The organism is Bacillus sp. AFS018417, assembly GCF_002560985.1.
Taxonomy (GTDB): Bacteria; Bacillota; Bacilli; order Bacillales; family Bacillaceae_G; genus Bacillus_A; species Bacillus_A rhizoplanae.
In genome coordinates, this window is sequence record NZ_NTTM01000023.1 from 40,673 (window position 1) to 58,117 (window position 17,445).

Sequence of the window (17,445 nt, forward strand, 5' to 3'; positions counted from 1 at the left end):
CCCCACCTATCTTCCTTGCCTCTCTCTGAACCTTCCGGTGGGGGCTTACTGCCCGTTAATGCGGGATAAATGAAGTTGTTGTTTGAGCGTCCTCCTACACTGAAACAACAAAAAAACCTTTCTGCTTTAAAATGAGCAGAAAGGTTTATATACATAAATTACTATTATCCTTTCCTCTCATCTCTCAAAGCATTCGCTTTGCAGGAATTGGCACCATTTCAACATAAGTTGACGGTTGCCGGGTTTCATCGGGCACAGTCCCTCCACCTCTCTTGATAAGAGAAAATCAGATATAAATTTCGTCTGATTTTGTCGTTATGAAGTTTTCATTATTTCATGTTTTGAATTGTATCAACGCATGGAATAGATGTCAACAGAAATTTTCGTAAAGAAGAAACTTTCTGAAATTTAAGCACCAACTCGTAGCGGTTTACAAATATGAAATACAGATTCTAATAATAACATTGTTTGGTATGTCCCTCTATATGTAATGGCCTTTCTACGCAATAGTGACTGCAAACGAACTTGTCCTGTAATTAATAACTGCAGGTCATCTTCTCGAAAACAAACAAGTTCTTCCGTTCCCAGTGCACCATTCGTAAGCTCAATTTTATCTCTTGAAATTTTCAAGGAATAACGCTCATCTTGAAAAATAAAACAAACAGCCCGCTCAAATCGCGGCAGTAGCGGTTCTAAATGATACTGCGTATTGGCATATGTTACAAATGATTGAAGCAGTGAATACAATTTCATCTCCGTCACACTCCTCATATCACGTTCTACATAATACCATTCCATTTCTATAACGAGCTCTCCTGTATCTTTCTCTCGACAAAAAATCACTTGTTACTTATATTTCCCAAGAAATATGTCGAGGCGGCAAAGTATTTGCCGCCTATTGTAATTCCATATATAAATATTCCACAGATTGAAATGCATATATTTTCTTCATAAGTTGATTTTTCTCAAATATAAGTAAACACGGAACACTTTCAATTTCGTACTCCCGCGCAAAATGCGGTGCGTAATTTAAATCTAGCATCCCAATTTCCAAATGAGGTAATGCAGCTTCAACAACTGTTAACATTTTTTTAGCAAGTTGACACGTACCACACATTGGCGTATATACGTATAACACCGTTTTATCTTGATTTTCAACTGCAGTTACAGCTTCATTTCCTGTCAAATCGATCATTCTACCATTCCTTACCGTAAAAATTCTGTATAAACGTCAATGTCAGCTCCCCATAAAACGTTCGCTAAATGATTTGATGGTGCAGTTGCAACCTCACGATACGAACGATCAATATAAATATGTTCAGCATGTGGAAATTCTCGGCGAAATTGTTTGCGTAGCTTCTCTCCTGCATCATCTGCGTCCACAAGCACATACACTTCTTTATCGTACAGCTGATCAATAAGTTCATCCATTTTCGACAAACTAATTGTACCATTTGTACAAACAATTTCCACCGGTTCTCTAATAATCGTTTCAATCTTCTTCTTATCTGATTTACCTTCAACAATAATTACTTTTTCCACATAGACCACTTGGCATCACCCGATCACCATATACTATGATACAACCTTACCTTTAGTATATAGTATATTCGATATTTCAATGTTGTTTCCTGTTTATTTTTGTGAATAAAAGCGGAAGTGGCTCGTTCAGAATGTGAGGAAGAAGTGAAGCCACCGAACATTCTAGCTACTAGAGCTGACATAAATAAAAAAGGACAGCTATTAGCTGCCCTTTCCATCTTAGTCTTGATTGATCATTTCTTCGTATTGTTCTGCAGTTAATAAGTTATCCACTTGACCTGCATCTTCAATCTCAACTTTAATCATCCATGCACCTTCGTATGGAGATTCGTTAACAAGCTCTGGCTTGTCGTTTAATTCTTCGTTTACTGCTACAACTTTACCTGCTACAGGTGCGTATAGCTCAGAAACTGTTTTAACAGATTCTACGCTTCCGAATGGCTCGTCAGCTTCGATTGTTGCACCAACTTCAGGAAGTTCTACGAATACGATATCTCCTAATTCGTGTTGTGCGAAATCTGTAATACCGATAACAACTTGGTTGCCATCAACTTTTACCCATTCGTGTTCTTCAGAGTAACGTAATTGTTTTGGAATGCTCATGTCTGTACCTCCAATGAATGTATTAATTATGTAAAAATACCTTATCGGTACTTTTTCCACACGCTTTCAAATTGCTCTTCATTAAAGCCAACTGTTACATGATTACTGCCTGTTACAATTGGTCGTTTGATTAACATGCCATCAGAAGCGAGCATGTCCAACATTTCCTCTTCACTTGCATCTTTTAGCTTATCCTTTAAACCAAGCTCGCGGTAACGCATTCCACTTGTGTTAAAGAATTTTTTTAATGGCAATTCGCTTTTTTCATATAAACTGCGAAGTTCTTCCTTAGAAGGTGGATTTTCAACAATATGAATCATTTCATATGCTACATCATTTGCTTCTAACCATTTTTTTGCCTTTTGGCATGTTCCACATTTTGGATATGAATAAAATGTTACTGGCATACATTCACCTACTTTTCACTAACCTTTACCTTATCATATAGAAAATATTTTTTCATTTCAAACTTTAACTTAATTCGCTAAGAATTTCTTTTATCCTGCAAAATCTTTTATTTTTCTTAAATTCTCAAAAAATACTTTACTACCCTAAAGAAATTATTTAACATAATATTAACTATGTTAAATATATGGTTTTTAAAACGCTCAATATTAAATCAATTTATATTGTTTTTTAGTATTTTGTCATGTATTCTCTTTAAGGAAGAATACAAATGTTTAATCTTTTTTACTGCTTGAAACTGTTATATTAATTCTTTTGTTCTATATTTTTGTCTTTGATAGTACATAAAGAAAAGGAGATTATTTAACTATATGGACCTACAAATTCACTCAGTCATCCAGCAACAAATTCAACATCATTCAGATCAAACTACAATCCACTTTCAACTTGAAGAACTTGATGAATTAACAGACACAAAGTTAAAGTCAACAACATTGTCTGTTGCTATAAACAAAGACATTCTCCAGTTTCAAGTGATAAAGCAAACCGGAATAAACAGTACGAATACATATCGCAAAACATATGTCATTCCTGTAAAAGCATTTCACTACATTCTCGTATCAACACAAGAAGATTCAGGACAAATGAATGCTAATATACAGGTATTTGGACATCACGGTGAGTTTCTCTTAAACGAAAAACTCTCTTTACAACATATAGATAATATTCGCACGAATAGTTCAGAATTCCCAGACTTTTTTGCAACATTAAATGAAAGCGTAACTAAATACATAAATGAATATAATACATCTATTTAAGCTTATATGATATTTTATTGAAATAACAAAATTCTAACTATTTTTATTATAATATATTTAGAGACAGAAAAACACTTCATTTTTTTTGAGAAGTGTTTTTTTATTTTTTCAAACAAGGTGCGCAGCATTATAGAACATATATCTTAATCAAACGTTTAATTAGTATTATAAAATCGAACATACCTCTTAAACAAACGTTTGATTAAGACCACAAAATCGAACGTACGTCTTAATCAAACATTTATTTAATGGCAATTCTCTCTTATTGAAAATGCAAATGATCTATATCTTAACTTTAGAATATACTATAGTAAAAACGCTTTAATGAAAATCGATAGCTCGTTTATATTTTTCTATTATAATTTTCCATCAGTGCGGGGGTCTTACTGCCCGTTAATGCGGGATAAATTCGAACATACCTCTTAAACAGACTTTTGTTTACTGACAGCTTCTCTTTATCAAAAATACAAATGAATAATATCGTCACCTTACAATATGATATAGTGAAAACGCTTTAATGGAAATTGATAGCTCATTTACATTTTTTCTATTTATAATTTCTCAAGTTTTATCTCATTACATTAGAAATAGGAGAACCGCTATGGAGAATAATCAACGTTCATCCTTTCTTCCATTATGTTATATATTGCTACTCATACTTGTAGGTCTTCTTTATGACGTACTCAATCAATCAACAGTAGGTGCTGTGAATGTAACAACAAAAATAGACGCATGGATTCCTTTTACAAAAGAATTTATCGTTCCATACTTACTTTGGTTTCCCTATCTATACGGTACTCTAATTTATTACTGCTTTGCTGACCGAAAGCTCTACTACGTTACATTAAGTAGTGTTATATTAGGTGACCTTCTTTCTTTTAGCATTTATTATATGTGGCAAACAACGGTAACACGTCCTGAAGTAATTGGCAATGATGTGTTTGCTAATTTAGTTCGCTTTATTTACAGTATCGATCAACCCGTAAATTGTTTTCCTAGCATTCACGTGCTCACGACATTTGTCATTATGATTACAGCATATAAGAGAAAAAAGCAAAACAAATGGGAATATGGTCTATTAACATTTGTTGGCGTACTCATTATTTTATCTACTTTGTTTACAAAACAGCACGCCTTTATAGATGTAATAACAGGCATCGTAGTAGCAAGTTTTCTTTATGCTGCTATGCAATCTGTATTTGAATTACGTAAACAAAAGGTTAAAGCCCCTGCTGGATGATCGTATAATCTATAAAAACAAAAGCAGACTGCGGCTTCAGTCTGCTTTTCTCTATGTAAAAGGAGCTTTTCAAATTGGTATATTATATGTCACACTCTTACTAATCTTTAAGATTGCGGTACAGTCATGTCGCCAGGTTTAATGCGACCTGCTTTTTTCAAAATCATATACAGTATATAAGAAACAGCTACTGGAATTATGATATAAGTAATTACCATCGCTGGAACAACACTTAATCCTTTGCTTGAAATTAAGTTAATTGGTGCGATTAAAGAACTAAGTCCAAGACCCGCAATTTCTTTCCCCGCTGTCATTTGGAATACAAGCGCCGATACAGGACCTACAATTGCACTGGCGACAACAGTTGGTACAAGAATCATCGGGTTCTTAGTAATATTCGGAAGCTGTACTTTCGGTGTACAAAGGGCTTGTGCCAAAATACCGCCTAAATTATTTTCTTTCGCAGAGATAACAGCGAATCCGATAAATTGAGCGACGCATCCTGCAAGTGCAGCACCGCCTGCTACGCCGTCTAGGCTAAGGGCAATCGCTAAAGCTGCTGATGACGCTGGAGAAATTAATAATAATCCCCAAACAACTGAAAGTAAAATAGAAGCAATAAACGGACTGCCTGCTGAGCTATCTTTAATAAATGCTCCAACCGCATTTAAAACCGGGCTAATATTGTGGGATAACCAAATACCAACTAAACCTGAACCTAATATTGCAGCAAACGGAACAAGCATCATATCTAAAGCAGTTTTTCCGCTTAATCGTTTACCGATATAAACTGCTAGTGTTGCTGTTAATAACGCACCAATTGGTTCACCAGTTTTAATCATCAAGCCGGCTGCAGTAATCGAAATTGATCCAGCTCCAATCGCTCCTGCAACCATCGCTGAGAAAATGACAAGTCCATTTGCTCCAAGCATAAAAGCGATTCCTGCTCCAATTGCTGGTGCCATAAGTGATTTTGCAACAACTCCAATTGTAATTAACATAGGAATATCAGCAATTCTTCCTATATTTTCGATGAGCAAACCAATTCCAAGAGATACGAAAATACCTTGTGCAATTCCTGCAGATCCTTTGAATATACGAGGCATGATATATTCCTTCATCTGTTTCACCTTCTTCTAGTTTAGTAACCGATTGTTTTCATGTAGTCGCGTAAAATGTCATTTGATTTTGCAAATCGGCTTTCTTCAGCTTCTGTTAAGTTCAGTTCGACAAGTTCTTTTATACCATCTCTTGTAATGATAGCTGGTACACCTGTGGATATTTCATACTCACCATATTCACCGTCTAAAACGGCTGATACAGCAATAATACAGTGATCATCATTAAAAATAGAACGTGCAATATAAGCTAACGCATTCCCAATACCATAATAAGTAGTTCCTTTCCGTTTATAAATTTCCCAACCAGCTTTTGCTGTTTTTTCCACAACTTCATCTAAATCAATTTCACCTAGACGCTCTTTTTGCTCCTCTAAAATTTGCAAGACAGGCTTTCCACCTACTGTTACATGTGACCAAGCAACCATTTGTGAATCGCCATGCTCACCTAATGAGTAACCGTGAATGCTACGAGGGTCAACTTCCAGCATTTCAGATAAAATTGTTCTTAAACGAGAAGAATCTAATGATGTCCCAGTACCCAGGACGCGATTTCTTGGCAAACCTGATAATTTCCAAACTTGATAAGTAATAATATCAACTGGGTTTGATGCGATTAGGAAGATGCCATCAAATCCGCTCTCCATTACACTTGATACGATACTCTCCATAATTTTCGCACTTGCCCCTAAAGTATCAAGGCGACTTTGACCTGGCTTTGGAGCAGGTCCTGCTGTAATAATAACAATATCCATATCTTTGCAGTCTTCATAAGTTCCTGCATATACTTTTGTTCTTGTATTTGTAAAATTAATACAGTGTGATAAATCCATTGCTTCGCCGACTGCTCGTTCATGATTGAGATCAATTAACGCTAATTCTTCACAGATTCCTTGATTCACAATAGAATACGCACAGCTTGATCCAACTAATCCAGTACCAATAATCGCAATCTTTCTTGTGTTTCTATTCATGACAATCTCACCTGCTTCTTAGTGTAATTTTCTTTTTGTTGTGTTCTTTACACTTTTTATTATAGAAGTTTTTACCATGGAAACCATGTACAATTTGTGAAATATATCACAATAATATGGACGTTTTATGTCCCCTTGCATATAATTTCGACAAAGTCACGAACTTTTTACTTTCACAAAAAAACAGGTAACGTCTCAATCACGTCACCCGTTTTAAAAAATCTCTTTTCTTATTGTGCACTTAATTGATTCTTCAACTGCTGAACAATCGTTGGATTAGCAGGAGCTGCTGGTTGATAATAATTCTTTTGTTTTGCGAATTGATACAGATTACGTTGACGCATTTCGTCTTGATTACGAATTTGAATTAACGTTTGATATAATTGATCGTTATTCGTTTGAGCAATGTAATTCGCATAGCCTGTTAAACTTGCATTTAATTCAGCTAAATAATCATTTACCATATCTTTTTCATTCATGTTCTTTACCCCCCTATCCTAGAAAAGACATTAATTGTTGTTTCGTATTTTGTGCATCTTGCACATCTTTTTGCAGCATCTGCTTCAGCTGCGGATCCGTACATGCTTGTGCATACTCTTGTAATTTGTTAATAACTGTTGCATGCCCGCCAATAAGATGACGTAAATTCTCCACTTCAAGCTCGTTTAAATTTTGCATCGTAACAGCCTTCCTTTCTTTGTTCATTCAAGATTTAGTATCTATTTATTTTTAGATTGTATGCACTAAAAAAAACTTAGGATCGCTTCTAAGGTTCCCTCTTATTCATACTCAAGCCGCAAAGCCAACTACATCTGTAATTAACGAAAGAATTAATAACACAACTACTACACCGCCGGCTACTCTTGCTATAGATTTCTTTTGTTGCTCTACACTCGAAACAACATATCGAAAGTATGATATACTACCTAATGCAATAAGAATACATTCCAATGCGATACTAATAGCTGGAAATCGCCACAACTCAAAACCAAGCATAGGTAAGTCTCCGAAATTCCCTGGAAGTAATGGCAAATCAGCACGATGCACAAGTAAATCAAGGATCCAATGACTAAAAACTACCGCTCCAATAACAAAGCCACTTCGTCTTCCCCAAAACGTCATACCCACTATTCCTGCAAAAAAGGCAATACACAGTGCTCCTATTAAAGAGTGTGAATAATCCGCATGAATCACTGCTTCACCATAGCCATTACCACCAATAGGCTCTATTGTCTCTACTCCTAAAACATAAAGCGGCACAAAGATCACGTCCAATAGTTGTGTGCTTAACATGAGAGCCCAAAGCGGTATTTTCGGTGACTTTGCCTTCACTGCTGCAGCTAAGCCAAAATGTCCTGCAAACATTTCACTTCACATCCTTTTGCACTTTCATCTCTAACAAGCCGCAACCTACTGTAAAAAGAAGCATGAACAGCAAAAAATTCATGTTTTCTCTCCCCTTATTTATTCTTTTATTACATGTAGCCCTTTAATAAACGTTTCCAGTAATAAATGTAAACTCACATCTAAATCCAGCGGCAATCCAAATCCACCTTGCTGTTCAATCGACGCAAATCCGTGACAAATACTTCTTAATCCACGCGTCGCATGGATTGCTTTTTCACCCTCTAAACCATAGTGTTGTAAAACATGAAGGCAAAGCTCTACAATTCCATCTCCTGCTTGTTGTACTTCTTCATCTCGTAAAAAAGTTGCTTCATACAATCCAGGATGTTTTCGGACAAACGACACGTACGCTTCTCCTAATGCATGAATTGCTTCATCCATACTTTTACCCTCTACCGCCTCTTTCAGCTCCTCATGCAGCTGCTCTATTCCATAAACACCAAGGTTTTTTCGTACGTCTTGTAAACCTTTCACATGATTATATAGAGAGGGAGAGCGTATCCCTAGCCTTTGCGATAATGACGCTAATGTTACTTCTTGCATTCCGTTTACATCTGCGATTTCTGCTGCTGTATCGATGATTTTCTGTAATGTAAGCCCTATTCTCGGTGACATAAATTAACCTTCTTTCATGCTTTCTATATTTCGCTTTGCTTCCTCAATCGCACGGTCTATTGCCGTGGCTGGATCCTTTATCATTTTTCCATGTCCTGCTGCAAGTAAGGAAGACCCATATTCTCTTAATCTCTCTGCACTCTGTAATGCTACTTCTTTACTCCACGTTGCCATCGCAGGAAACGGGAACCAAAATTTCATTTGTCCTGAAACGGCAGTGCCTCCTCTTGTTTGAAATGCATCTCCGACAATAAGAGTGTTATTTCGCGTATCAAGAAACGACATGGAACCTGGTGTATGTCCCGGTGTCATAATCGCAAGAAGCGATCCAATTCGATCTCCATCTTCTAATAAAACATCTGGTCTTGTCTTTACTTTTTTAGGTACACCGCCTTTTATTGGCGTATTTGGTTCATCTCTTTGTAATGTCGTATCTCCTTCTAACAAACGTGCGTCCCGCTTTGAAATATAAACAGGAACATCAGGAAGTACTTCTTTTAATGCATCTAGCGCACCAATGTGATCATCATGTGCATGTGTTAATACAATATTAGTAATCGGCTTTCCGATTTTTTGAGCTGCTTGTAAAATGCCTTTTGCGCTATATGGCAGCGCCGCATCAATTAAAGTTAAACCGTCTTCTTCCTCCACAAAGTAACAATTCACAGGAAACACTCTTGGCAAAAATGACAATTGATATACCGTTTTCTCATGCATCATTCTCATATTTCCAGCTCCCTTTTAAAAACTAATGATGTTAGTTTTATTATACTAATGGTATTAGTTTTTGTCACTGAAAATTCCATTTTTGGGCAAAAAAAAAGCAGGAGTCGCTCAACGATTCGCATGTTGAACATCATCGAAACGCCGATAAATATACTACTTCCGCCGATATATCGATGAACACGAAAAAAGGAGCCGCTCTAAACGACTCCTGCTTTTTACATATTAAACTGTATAACGCTCATCCTCTAACACTTTCGCCGCAATTTCACGTTTCTTCGGAATTACGTTAAGCGGTGTGTGACGAGTAAATTTACGAAGCGCAGATAACATCATGCGCAGCATATCGCCATTTTCTACAGCGATAATTGTTTCTTTCGCATCTGCTTCGATTTGATTGAATGCTTCTTGGCAGAATACTTCAGTGTATAGAACTTTTTGTTTGTTTTTCTCAAGGCCAGTTGTTTTAATTGCTTTTTCTGTACGAAGAACTACTGATTCCATTGCGTATAGGTTGCTTACGATATCAGCAATATTCACAAGAACTTCTTGTTCTTTATCTAAAGCTTTACCATACTTTTGAACAGCTAATCCAGCTACCATTAAGCCGATTTTCTTCGCATTCTTCACTAAATGTTTTTGCAGTGCTAATGGCTCATCGCCTACTTCTTCCGGCATCATCATCATTAATTCTTCTTGTAGTTTTTGTGCTTTTTCGAGAAGTGGTAATTCACCTTTCATTGCTTTACGCAGGAACGTACCTGGTACGATTAAGCGGTTAATTTCATTCGTACCTTCGAAAATACGGTTAATACGAGAATCGCGGTACATTCTTTCAATCTCGTACTCTGCCATAAATCCGTAACCACCATGAATTTGAACACCTTCATCTACTACGTAATCTAATACTTCAGAACCAAATACTTTATTTAAAGAACACTCAATTGCATATTCAGCAATAGAAGCTGCTACAGCTTTACCGTCTTTTACTTCTTCTTCTGATAATGTACTCATACGGCTTTCAAATAAACCAACTGTACGATATACAGAGCTTTCCGCTGCATAAATTTTTGCTGCCATATTTGCAAGCTTCTCTTGAATTAATGGGAAGCGAGCAATTGGCTGCTTAAACTGCTGACGTTGATTTGCATATTGTGCTGAAATTTCTAAAGCACGTTTAGCCGAACCAACTGTACCAACACCTAATTTATAACGGCCGATATTTAAAATGTTAAATGCGATTACGTGACCTTTCCCAATTTCACCAAGCACATTTTCTTTTGGCACTAATGCGTCTTCTAAAATTAACGTACGAGTAGAAGAACATTTAATACCCATTTTCTTTTCTTCCGGGCTTGTGGATACGCCAGCGTATTCTCTCTCTACGATAAACGCTGTGAAATGTTCGCCATCTACTTTTGCGTATACAATGAATACGTCAGCGAAAGCAGAGTTTGTAATCCACTGTTTTTCACCGTTTAATACATAGTGTGTACCTTCCGCATTTAAACGAGCCGTTGTTTTCGCTCCTAATGCATCAGATCCAGAACCTGGTTCAGTTAATGCGTACGCAGCTAACTTTTCGCCTGTTGCTAATGCAGGAAGATATTGTTTCTTTTGCCCCTCGTTACCAAATAATACGATTGGCAACGATCCAATCCCTACGTGAGCACCGTGCGTAATCGCAAAGCCGCCCGCACGCGAAAATTTTTCTGCAATTAACGCAGAGCTAACTTTATCAAGGCCAATGCCGCCGTACTCTTCTGGTACATCAGCACCTAATAATCCAAGCTCACCTGCTTCTTTTAATAAACGAACGGAACGATCAAACTCATGCTGCTCTAAATATTCAAGCTCTGGCAGTACTTCATTTACGATAAAGTCCTCTGTCGTTTTCGCGATCATTTTATGCTCATCTGTATAATCTTCAGGTGTAAACACTTGATCAATTGTAAAATCATCAACTAAAAAGCTGCCGCCTTTTACTGCACTTCCTACTATTTTTTCCATGAAAAATTTCCTCCTTCATATTTTCATAGGCTGCTTCTCTTGTTGTGAGAGAAGCTAGCCCTTCTTTGTTTGTTTTTATACCCTTTAGTCGCTTCCATTTTGAAATGCTATCTATTTATAGTGATTTCGCTTTTACAATAATTCAAACACTCCAGCAGCACCCATTCCGCCACCAATACACATTGTCACGATGCCGAACTGCTCATTACGGCGCTTCATTTCATGAATAAGAGATAATGTTAATTTCGCTCCTGTACATCCAAGTGGATGTCCAAGTGCAATCGCTCCGCCGTTTACGTTTACTTTTTCCTCATCTAGTCCAAGTTCGCGAATAACTTGAATCGATTGAGAAGCGAATGCTTCATTTAGTTCAAATAAGCCGATATCAGATAGTTCTAAGCCTGCTAATTTTAACGCTTTTGGAATCGCTGCAATTGGACCGATTCCCATTACTTCTGGCGGTACACCAGCTACTGCGAAGGAGCGGAATTTTCCAAGCGGCTTTAGTCCGTCGCTTACTGCTTTTTCACGATCCATCAGTAGTACTGCTGCTGCGCCATCGCTCAGTTGCGAAGAATTGCCAGCTGTTACTGAACCGCGCACGTTAAATGCTGGTCGTAGTTTCCCAAGAATATCTAACGTCGTATCTGCTCTTACACCTTCATCTTGTGAGAACACAATTGTTTCTTCTTGTAATTTGTTATTTGCCGAAACAGTGCGAAGTGTTACATCCACCGGTACTGTTTCATCCACAAACTTTCCTTCCGCTAATGCTTTTGCTGCACGCTGATGGCTTCTTACTGCAAATGCATCTTGCTCTTCACGGGAAATTCCATATTTCACTGCTACTTGCTCCGCTGTATGTCCCATGCTCATATAATATTCTGGAGCTGCTTCAACAAGACGGTTGTTCGGACGAACAACGTGTCCCATCATCGGCACTAAACTCATAGATTCAGCGCCGCCAGATAATACTGCTTCCGAATGCCCAAGCATAATACGCTCTGCACCAAAAGCAATACTTTGCAGTCCAGAAGAACAGTAACGGTTAATTGTAATAGCCGGAACATTATAAGAAAGTCCTGCTAATCCACCAATATTACGCGCCATATTTAAACCTTGCTCTGCTTCTGGCGTCGCACAGCCAAAAATTAAATCATCAATTGGACCGTCATAGTTATTCGCACGTTTTAATGTTTCTTTTACAACTAATGCCCCTAAATCATCAGGACGTACTGTTTTTAATGATCCTCTCTTCGCTTTCCCAACTGGCGTTCTTGCCCCTGCAACAATAACAGCTTCTCTCATGAACACTCGTCCTCCTTAGTTACGTAATGGTTTTCCTTTTACAAGCATGTGCTGCATTCTTGCTTGTGATTTCATTTCGCTCACTAAACTGATAAATGCTTCGCGTTCCACATCTAATAAATATTGTTCATCAACTTCTGTTCCATATGGGATTTTTCCACCAGCAATGACATATGCGAGTTTTTTCGCAATGTGTAAGTCATGTTCGGAAATATAGCCAGATAAGTGCATTGCTTCTGCCCCAAGCACGAGCGTTGCATATCCTGTTTCACCGACAACTGGGATCTTTTTACGAATTGGTGCTTTATAGCCCGCTTCATATAAAGCAAGTGCCTTTTGTTTTGCATCATATAGTAAGTGATCGCCATTGACGCTAATACCATCTTTATCGCCTAAGAAGTTATGAGAAGCTGCTTCTTGTGCAGATGTTGAAACTTTCGCCATCGCTACTGTTTCAAACACTTTATTTGCAACTTTTTGCAGGTCAAACTCAACACCGTTTGCCATTTTATTCAAATGTTTAATGTATAACTCTTTGTTACCGCCTCCGCCAGGGATTAAACCAACACCGACTTCTACTAATCCCATGTACGTTTCACTAGACGCTTGAATGCTAGCTGCCGGTAAGCAAACCTCTGTACCGCCGCCAAGTGTCATCCCATAAGGCGCTGCCACGACTGGTTTTGAGCAGTACTTCATTTTCATCATTGCATCTTGGAAGTTTTTCACGACCCACTCAATTTCAAAATAATTGTCATCTTGCGCTTCCATTAAAATCATCGCAAGGTTCGCACCAACGCAGAAATTCTTCGATTGGTTTCCAATGACAAGTCCTTTATAATTCTTCTCAACTTCATCGACAGCGTAATTAATCATTTGCGTAATATCCATACCGATTGCGTTGCTCTTTGAATGGAATTCTAAGCAAAGGATGCCATCGCCTAAATCAATAAGGCTCGCACCGCTATTTTTCTTCAGTACGCCATTTTTCTCTTTCAGTTGTTTTAGAGAAATTGCCTTTTTATTACGAACGATTTGTTTATATTCACCGTTATCATAGTAATAGCTCTCACCATTATCATGTTTATAGAACGATGTAATGCCTTTCTCGATCATTTCTTTTACCCACGCTGGAACAACTTGACCGTCTTCCTCCATTTTCTGAACGGACTTCTCAACGCCAATTGCATCCCAAATTTCAAATGGTCCTTGCTCCCAGCCAAAGCCCCATTTCATTGCATTATCAATTGCAACAATATCATCAGCAATTTCTTTCATAAGCTTTGCTGAATATAGAAGAGTTGGCGTAATAATGTTCCATAACAATTCGCCAGCGCGGTCTTTTGCGTATACAAGCGCTTTCAATTTGTTTGCTAATCCTTTTTCCTGTTTACTTAATTCAACAGAAGCCGCGTTCAAATTTTTACGAGCCTCGTATTCCATCGTTTCAGGATTTAACTCTAAAATCTCTTTTCCTTGTTTTAAGAAGAAGCCTTGACCTGTCTTACTTCCAAGCCATTTTCGTTCTAACATGTCGTGCATGAAAGCTGGCACTTTGAAGACTTCACGCTCTTCTTCTTGTACGTTTTCATATACGTTATTTGCAACGTGAACAAACGTATCTAATCCGACAACATCTAATGTGCGGAACGTTGCACTTTTCGGACGACCAATTAACGGACCTGTTACTGAATCTACTTCGCCAATGCTATAACCGCGTTTTAGCATTTCTTGCAGCGTTACAAGCAGTCCGTACGTACCGATGCGGTTTCCAATAAAGTTTGGTGTGTCTTTTGCAACAACAACACCTTTTCCAAGTCCATCTTCGCCAAATAATTTCATGAAGTCTAACACATGAGGAGCCGTTTCTTTTGTCGGTATAATCTCAAGAAGTTTTAAATAACGTGGAGGGTTAAAAAAGTGCGTTCCCAAGAAGTGTTTTTTGAAATCGTCTGAACGCCCTTCTACCATTTTTTCAACGGAAATACCCGATGTATTTGAGCTAACAATAGAACCTAACTTGCGAACAGCGTCTACTTTCTCAAATACTTTCTTTTTAATTTCCAAATTTTCAACAACAACTTCGATAATCCAATCAACGTCAGCAAGGCGCTCCATATCATCTTCCATATTGCCAGCTTCAATTAACGTTAAGTTTTCTTTCATTGTAAGAGGAGCTGGTTTTTGCTTTAACAATTTTTGCAGCGCTCCGTTACTGAAACGATTTCGTACACTTTTATGTTCTAATGTAAGTCCCTTCGCTTCTTCCTCTTTTGTAAGCGTTGGCGGTACAATATCAAGCAATAATGTCGGTATACCGATGTTAGCTAAATGCGCAGCAATTCCAGAACCCATTACACCAGAACCAAGAACTGCAGCCTTTTTAATTTGGAACATCCAATTCTCCCCCTTATTCTTGAATGAATGCTCATTCAATTTTTCGACAAACGTCGCAATCTATGAATGAGCCTCTACTAATAAATATATGATATTGTTTAAATTTTCGCAATATATTTAAAGATAAAATTTTCTGAACTTATTTCTTTTTTATATTTTGGGCATGATATGTAGTGAACTTCCTTTCTTAAAACACCTTCTCCTAAAAAGGTTAGTTACACTTTAAAAATCCATAAAATTGATCACACGGAGGCATAACTTATGGCTAAAATTAAGAAAAACCCATCAAAAGCAGGTATTAGTTCTACAAGCGTAACAGGAAATGCTGGTCCAGTTGATCGCGGCATCGAAAAAGGCCGACAAGGAAACAATCAGCAATATAAAAAACAAAACATGGGTGAAAAATAAGAGTACAACTATAGGCAGCGAACGTGGCATAATGAAAAATAGGCTATATCGCTGCCTATTCCATACATAAAAGAGGGTACAGAATGAAACGAACGATTACACTACTTGTTATTACTGCTACATTATTTATTGCGATGATTTTTTCCTTATATGCGCACAGACAAAAAGTAGCCAGAGCTGCCCAGCCTGATATATACGGAAAGTACGGCGTGACAATTGATGCAAATACAGGAGAAGTTTTATATGGAAAACGTGAACATGAACGCTCCTACCCAGCAAGTGTAACGAAAATGATGACTGCTCTTCTTCTACTAGAAAATGTAAAAGAAGATGAAGAAATTACCGTTACAGAACATGCAATAAAAACAGAAAGCCAAAGTAAAAAAATTACACTACATGCTGGAGAAAAGCTAAAGCGCGATGAGGCATTAAAGTTGATGCTTGTTATTAGCGCCGATCCAATCGCTGAATCGATCGCAGAACATATCGCCGGTTCCAAAGAAAAATTCGCAAAAATGATGAATGAACGAGCAAAACAGCTCGGAGCGACACATACAACGTTTAAAAATGCAAGCGGGGCTGATGCGCTTGGAAATAAAATTTCACCATATGATTTAGCACTTATTACAAAAAAAGTATTAAAGTATCCAGAAGTCTTACAAGATATGAATACCATTCATACAACTATACATACATCCATGCAAACGAAAAAAATCGCAAACTATGGACGTGAAGAACTGTACGCTGATCCACATGCGATTGGAAGCAAAAGCGGTCTTTCTACATTAGCAGAATATACAGTCGCTACAGTAGATGAGAAAGACGGGAAAAGGGTTATTACCGTTGTCCTCTCTTCTGGCCGCAAAACACTGTACCCTGATGCAAAAAAGATGGCGGACTATGCTTTTGAACAATTAAAATAACCAAGGAAGTTTAAACTTCCTTGGTTATTTTTTAACCATTCCTTTTAATACGAATGCTACGTTAGCTGGACGTTCTGCTAAGCGACGCATGAAGTAGCCGTACCAGTCGTTTCCATATGGTACATACACGCGCATTTTATATCCTTCTTTCACAAGCTCAAGTTGACGCTCTGTACGAATGCCGAATAACATTTGGAATTCAAACTGATCACGAGAAATGTTGTATTCTTCAGCAAGTTTTTTTGTATATTCAATAATTGCATCATCATGTGAAGCGATTGCTGTATAATTACCATTTAATAAGTGCGTTCTAATAATCTTTTTATAATTGTCATCTACATCTTTCTTCTCTGGGAATGCAACTTCTTCAGACTCTTTATACGCCCCTTTTACAAGACGTAAATTTGGATGATACGCATTCAAATCATCTATATCTTTCTCTGTTCGATATAAATACGCTTGAATTACTGTACCAACATTATCATATTCTTCTCTTAATTTCATGAAGATATCAATTGTTTTTCCGCAACGTGAATAATCTTCCATATCAATTGTTACAAACACACCGTTTTCTTTCGCTGCATCTAAAATACGGCGCATATTGTTCATAACTAAATTTTCTGAGATATCTAAACCCATAGAAGTCATTTTTAATGAAAGCTGAGAATCTAGCTTTTCGCGACCGATTGCACGAATCGCTTCAATCGATTCATCCGCCATTTCATTTGCCTCTGCTTCGTTATCAACAAATTCCCCTAAATAGTCGATCGTAACGCAAAGGTTTTGTTTGTTTAAATCTTTAATTGCAGCTACTGCTAAATCAATTGTTTCCCCCGCAACAAAGCGTCCTGCTCCAAAACGTAAACCGTATTTTTTCGCTAGTTTTGTTAACGCTTTATTTTTTGATAAAAACAAGAAAGAATTACGCATTAATTGTTCCATGTATTTCACCCC

20 protein-coding genes and 1 riboswitch are annotated in these 17,445 nt (G+C 37.5%); of the genes, 4 read left to right on the forward strand and 16 right to left on the reverse strand.

Annotated features, from left to right (window positions below):
• Positions 1-174: 174 nt before the first annotated feature.
• Positions 175-282, reverse strand: a riboswitch (SAM riboswitch).
• A gap of 126 nt (positions 283-408) precedes the next feature.
• The 5 genes from CN326_RS10035 to CN326_RS10055 form a co-directional block, all read right to left on the reverse strand.
• Positions 409-753 carry a hypothetical protein gene (locus CN326_RS10035; protein ID WP_098308951.1) on the reverse strand — a complete coding sequence of 115 codons (345 nt, stop codon included), beginning with the start codon at positions 751-753 and terminating at the stop codon, positions 409-411.
• Positions 754-895: 142 nt separating this feature from the next.
• Positions 896-1,195: a thioredoxin family protein gene (locus CN326_RS10040; protein ID WP_098308846.1), complete on the reverse strand. Its 300-nt coding sequence runs from the start codon at positions 1,193-1,195 to the stop codon at positions 896-898.
• A gap of 11 nt (positions 1,196-1,206) precedes the next feature.
• On the reverse strand, positions 1,207-1,551 hold the full coding sequence (locus tag CN326_RS10045; RefSeq protein ID WP_098308849.1) for a toprim domain-containing protein: 345 nt from the start codon (positions 1,549-1,551) through the stop codon (positions 1,207-1,209).
• Between the two features lie 210 nt (positions 1,552-1,761).
• Positions 1,762-2,145: a glycine cleavage system protein GcvH gene (gene gcvH / locus CN326_RS10050; RefSeq protein WP_098308851.1), complete on the reverse strand. Its 384-nt coding sequence runs from the start codon at positions 2,143-2,145 to the stop codon at positions 1,762-1,764.
• A 41-nt stretch (positions 2,146-2,186) separates the two neighbouring features.
• Positions 2,187-2,552, reverse strand: coding sequence for an arsenate reductase family protein (locus CN326_RS10055; protein ID WP_098308853.1), 366 nt, complete (start codon positions 2,550-2,552; stop codon positions 2,187-2,189).
• Between the two features lie 369 nt (positions 2,553-2,921).
• On the opposite strand from CN326_RS10055, the gene CN326_RS10060 reads away from it, so the two are divergent.
• Positions 2,922-3,368 (forward strand): DUF3978 family protein, encoded by a 447-nt coding sequence (locus CN326_RS10060; RefSeq protein WP_098308855.1) that lies wholly within the window; start codon positions 2,922-2,924, stop codon positions 3,366-3,368.
• 601 nt (positions 3,369-3,969) lie between these two features.
• Positions 3,970-4,608, forward strand: a complete 639-nt coding sequence (locus CN326_RS10065) for a phosphatase PAP2 family protein (protein WP_098308857.1) — start codon at positions 3,970-3,972, stop codon at positions 4,606-4,608.
• 107 nt (positions 4,609-4,715) lie between these two features.
• On the opposite strand, the gene CN326_RS10070 is transcribed toward CN326_RS10065, so the two are convergent.
• The 10 genes from CN326_RS10070 to CN326_RS10115 form a co-directional block, all read right to left on the reverse strand.
• A complete protein-coding gene (locus CN326_RS10070; RefSeq protein ID WP_098308859.1) occupies positions 4,716-5,729 on the reverse strand; it encodes a PTS sugar transporter subunit IIC in 1,014 nt (337 codons plus the stop codon).
• A 20-nt stretch (positions 5,730-5,749) separates the two neighbouring features.
• Positions 5,750-6,700 carry an L-lactate dehydrogenase gene (locus CN326_RS10075; RefSeq protein WP_098308861.1) on the reverse strand — a complete coding sequence of 317 codons (951 nt, stop codon included), beginning with the start codon at positions 6,698-6,700 and terminating at the stop codon, positions 5,750-5,752.
• A 230-nt stretch (positions 6,701-6,930) separates the two neighbouring features.
• Entirely contained in the window at positions 6,931-7,179 is a 249-nt protein-coding gene (locus tag CN326_RS10080) for a spore coat protein (RefSeq protein ID WP_098308863.1), read from the reverse strand.
• A gap of 13 nt (positions 7,180-7,192) precedes the next feature.
• Positions 7,193-7,378: a hypothetical protein gene (locus CN326_RS10085; protein WP_098308865.1), complete on the reverse strand. Its 186-nt coding sequence runs from the start codon at positions 7,376-7,378 to the stop codon at positions 7,193-7,195.
• Between the two features lie 111 nt (positions 7,379-7,489).
• Positions 7,490-8,065, reverse strand: coding sequence for a permease (locus CN326_RS10090; protein ID WP_098308867.1), 576 nt, complete (start codon positions 8,063-8,065; stop codon positions 7,490-7,492).
• 99 nt (positions 8,066-8,164) lie between these two features.
• The gene (locus CN326_RS10095) at positions 8,165-8,722 is read right to left on the reverse strand and encodes a TetR/AcrR family transcriptional regulator (protein ID WP_098308869.1); all 558 of its coding nucleotides are present in this window, start codon (positions 8,720-8,722) and stop codon (positions 8,165-8,167) included.
• 3 nt (positions 8,723-8,725) lie between these two features.
• Positions 8,726-9,448, reverse strand: coding sequence for an MBL fold metallo-hydrolase (locus CN326_RS10100; RefSeq protein ID WP_098308871.1), 723 nt, complete (start codon positions 9,446-9,448; stop codon positions 8,726-8,728).
• Positions 9,449-9,670: 222 nt separating this feature from the next.
• A complete protein-coding gene (locus CN326_RS10105; protein WP_098308873.1) occupies positions 9,671-11,455 on the reverse strand; it encodes an acyl-CoA dehydrogenase family protein in 1,785 nt (594 codons plus the stop codon).
• A gap of 132 nt (positions 11,456-11,587) precedes the next feature.
• Positions 11,588-12,763 (reverse strand): acetyl-CoA C-acetyltransferase, encoded by a 1,176-nt coding sequence (locus CN326_RS10110; RefSeq protein ID WP_098308875.1) that lies wholly within the window; start codon positions 12,761-12,763, stop codon positions 11,588-11,590.
• A 15-nt stretch (positions 12,764-12,778) separates the two neighbouring features.
• The gene (locus CN326_RS10115) at positions 12,779-15,160 is read right to left on the reverse strand and encodes a 3-hydroxyacyl-CoA dehydrogenase/enoyl-CoA hydratase family protein (protein WP_098308877.1); all 2,382 of its coding nucleotides are present in this window, start codon (positions 15,158-15,160) and stop codon (positions 12,779-12,781) included.
• 261 nt (positions 15,161-15,421) lie between these two features.
• Here CN326_RS10115 and CN326_RS10120 point away from each other — a divergent pair, with 261 nt between their 5' ends.
• Positions 15,422-15,568, forward strand: a complete 147-nt coding sequence (locus tag CN326_RS10120) for a YuzL family protein (protein WP_090916082.1) — start codon at positions 15,422-15,424, stop codon at positions 15,566-15,568.
• A gap of 83 nt (positions 15,569-15,651) precedes the next feature.
• Entirely contained in the window at positions 15,652-16,491 is an 840-nt protein-coding gene (locus tag CN326_RS10125; protein ID WP_098308879.1) for a D-alanyl-D-alanine carboxypeptidase family protein, read from the forward strand.
• 24 nt (positions 16,492-16,515) lie between these two features.
• Here the strand turns inward: CN326_RS10125 and CN326_RS10130 are convergent, their stop codons facing one another.
• Positions 16,516-17,433 carry a proline dehydrogenase family protein gene (locus CN326_RS10130; protein WP_098308881.1) on the reverse strand — a complete coding sequence of 306 codons (918 nt, stop codon included), beginning with the start codon at positions 17,431-17,433 and terminating at the stop codon, positions 16,516-16,518.
• Positions 17,434-17,445 lie beyond the last annotated feature (12 nt).